Here is a 2,624-nt window from a genome sequence, read left to right on the forward strand (position 1 = left end):
GCTGCCTATCTTTTTTTACCACAAGTTGGCTCAATCCTTACTAACTATGGGTTTGGGGCGGGTCGTCACCCCCCCAGCCCAATGCCAGGAATTTTTTCTGCCCCAATGCTGGCGAATAGCTCTAGCAATATTATAACTGTTACTAGGTAAACTACTCAGATAAAATTGAATTTCATGGGTAGTCTGAGTTCGTAAATGTCGCAGGCGTTCAACGACAACAATCGTTTGTAATCCCGCCCACTGTGCTGATTCGTGTAAAGGAGGCAATTGTTCAAGTGAGAATGTCCAATATTTACGAATTTCAATCCGATGGTGACCAGCGGTGGTGGTATGTTCAACTGGCAAGGGAAGAGTATTTTCAATTTGTAATGACTTAAACCAAGTATTCACATCTTGAAATAAAGTAGGATGATTGGCTTTCAATGATAAAATGTAATCACCTTTACCTTGTTGAAGGTGAGCGGCAATTTTTTGGTGAGCGCCCATAGCATCAATAGTAATAATAGAGCCTTCGATATCAAGAATATGCAATAAAATCGGGATAGCAGTAATTTCATTGGATTTGTTTGGGACTTTTGTTTGAGCTAGTACTAGCTGGGCTTGGGTTGACCAAGCAATCAGCAAATGTAGTGATTTAGTACCAGCTTCACGGTCAGAGGAACCCCTGGTTTCTTTACCATCAATAGCAATAAATTGAGGGACCAAATCATCCAATACGAATTGGACCCATAGTTCCAAACATTGCTCGAATTCGTCGGGACGAATTTTCTCAAAAACACGACGAAAAGTATCAGGGCTAGGAATATCATTAGGTAGAGGCATAAATGTTGACAACCAATCGTATTTACTCAAGCCATCTTCGTGCCATATCCTCCCAGCCATTACCGCCAGCAATAACTGCTAAAACTGCGATTGTGAGGAGATCTGAAAGTTGATGTAACAGAGAAATGGTAGAACGATGATCTTGAATTAACGAAAAACAATCATGAAGGCGTTGAGCCAGCAGGGTAACATTTGAATCTGAGGAATCAATAGTGGGCTCAGGAGAAGCAATATCTGTGGACATAAGCGAATACCCAAATATACTCCGATGTTGTTTTGCATAAATTATTTTAATAATTTGTATCTTAAGCTACTTTCTGAGGTGCGCTTACCCTGGTTGATGAAGCGTGGTTTATTCTCACAGATTTAGGGTCATTGCCTGCAGCTATCGATGCTTACAACCAACGGATGGGCATTGAAGAAATGTTCCCTTGATTGTAAAACAGTCGGCGACGATCGGGAAGGAACTAGCTTAAAAGAAAACCGACTGATTAACATAATTCTGCTCGTGACACTAGCCTACAGTTCGGCAATATTTGAAGGCACTGAGCTGAGGAAAAAGCAGGTAGGAAAATATGTATTTCGGCGTCCAGAACCTAAAAAAAGATATCGAAGACGGAGTACATTTGGTGTAGGCGCAAGATGGAGAAAAGTGGGTTAATTATCTAGAACAATATTCTTTGGAGGTGGAACAGTTAATCAAGTTAACTCGAAATAAACGCCGCTTTTATCAACAAGGTATGCGGGCTGCAAGCCTGATTCGGTCTATCTCAATAGCCTCTTTGTCACCCCCCAGGTCGTCAACCTGCCCTTGGGAGATTTTCGCTGCTCAAAGAACAGGGCGAACGCATCTAAACTTTATGTTAACAGAATGTGGTATATTGGAGGATTATTATTGAGTACCTACAAAACATTTAATTAGAGTTTACCCTGTATGAGACTCAAACCTAAGACCACCATTGCTGACCATTTTTTTGACTTAGAAGATCCAAGAATTGAGCGGACGAAACATCATCAATTAATTGATATTATCACCATCTCAATTTGTGCCGTGATTTGCGGTGCTGATACATGGGTGGATATTGAAAGTTATGGGCGAGCTAAATACGAATGGTTAAAGAAAATTTTAGAATTGCCGAATGGCATCCCTTCACATGACACAATTGCGCGAGTATTTTCTCGCCTCAAACCGGATCAATTTCAGAAATGTTTTTTGAGTTGGATTCAATCTATTAGTTGCTTCAATCCCGGAGAAGTAATCGCAATTGATGGCAAAACTCTTCGCCATTCTTACGCTCGGGGGGGAGATAAAAAAGCAATTCATATGGTGAGTGCTTGGGCGACCAGTCAAAGATTAGTGTTAGGACAAGTTAAGGTCGATAAAAAATCTAATGAAATCACAGCTATTCCGGCTTTACTAAAAGTATTAGAATTAAATGGAAGTATTGTTACCATTGATGCCCTAGGCTGTCAGAGGTCAATTGTGAAGTCAATTGTCGAACAAGAAGGAGATTATGTAATCACCTTAAAAAAGAACCAGCCCTCCCTGTATGCCAGAGTAGAAGAGTTGTTTAAGCAAGCAATTAGACAAGGATTTTCGGGATTTACCCATACAGCTTATTCGACCAAGAAAGAGAGAGAACGATCGCGGTCGCTCAGAAATCCGACATCACAACCATGTTAAGTGAAATCAAAGAGTTGATTGACCCCGACAATCAATGGGACAAACTTCAAAGTATAGGTCTGATAGAATCCGTGAGAATAGTGAAGGGAAAAACAACTATTGAAACTCGTTATTACAT

The 2,624-nt window shown here is 40.5% G+C and carries 3 protein-coding genes and 1 pseudogene; 2 read left to right on the plus strand and 2 right to left on the minus strand.

Annotated elements, in window-relative coordinates; translation table 11 throughout:
• Nucleotides 1-30: 30 nt before the first annotated feature.
• Both QUB61_RS38860 and QUB61_RS38865 read right to left on the minus strand, forming a co-directional pair.
• Complete coding sequence (locus QUB61_RS38860) at nucleotides 31-852, minus strand: ISAs1 family transposase (RefSeq protein ID WP_333136705.1); 822 nt, start codon at nucleotides 850-852, stop codon at nucleotides 31-33.
• On the minus strand, nucleotides 845-1,066 hold the full coding sequence (locus QUB61_RS38865; RefSeq protein ID WP_333136703.1) for a transposase family protein: 222 nt from the start codon (nucleotides 1,064-1,066) through the stop codon (nucleotides 845-847). Before QUB61_RS38865 ends, QUB61_RS38860 begins: the two co-directional genes overlap by 8 nt.
• Nucleotides 1,067-1,213: 147 nt before the next feature.
• On the opposite strand from QUB61_RS38865, the gene QUB61_RS38870 reads away from it, so the two are divergent.
• Both QUB61_RS38870 and QUB61_RS38875 read left to right on the plus strand, forming a co-directional pair.
• The gene (locus QUB61_RS38870; protein ID WP_333136701.1) at nucleotides 1,214-1,483 is read left to right on the plus strand and encodes a hypothetical protein; all 270 of its coding nucleotides are present in this window, start codon (nucleotides 1,214-1,216) and stop codon (nucleotides 1,481-1,483) included.
• Between the two features lie 273 nt (nucleotides 1,484-1,756).
• Nucleotides 1,757-2,624: pseudogene (locus tag QUB61_RS38875) on the plus strand (ISAs1 family transposase); the annotation flags it as partial.

The sequence above is a fragment of the Microcoleus sp. C2D2 genome (genome assembly GCF_036702495.1).
Taxonomy (GTDB): domain Bacteria; phylum Cyanobacteriota; class Cyanobacteriia; order Cyanobacteriales; family Microcoleaceae; genus Microcoleus.

What these genes read in the sequence shown, in the direction of transcription:
- QUB61_RS38865 (WP_333136703.1), bottom strand. Translation starts at nt 1,066, where the DNA reads ATGTCCACAGATATTGCTTCTCCTGAGCCCACTATTGATTCCTCAGAT.
- QUB61_RS38870 (WP_333136701.1), top strand. Translation starts at nt 1,214, where the DNA reads ATGCTTACAACCAACGGATGGGCATTGAAGAAATGTTCCCTTGATTGT.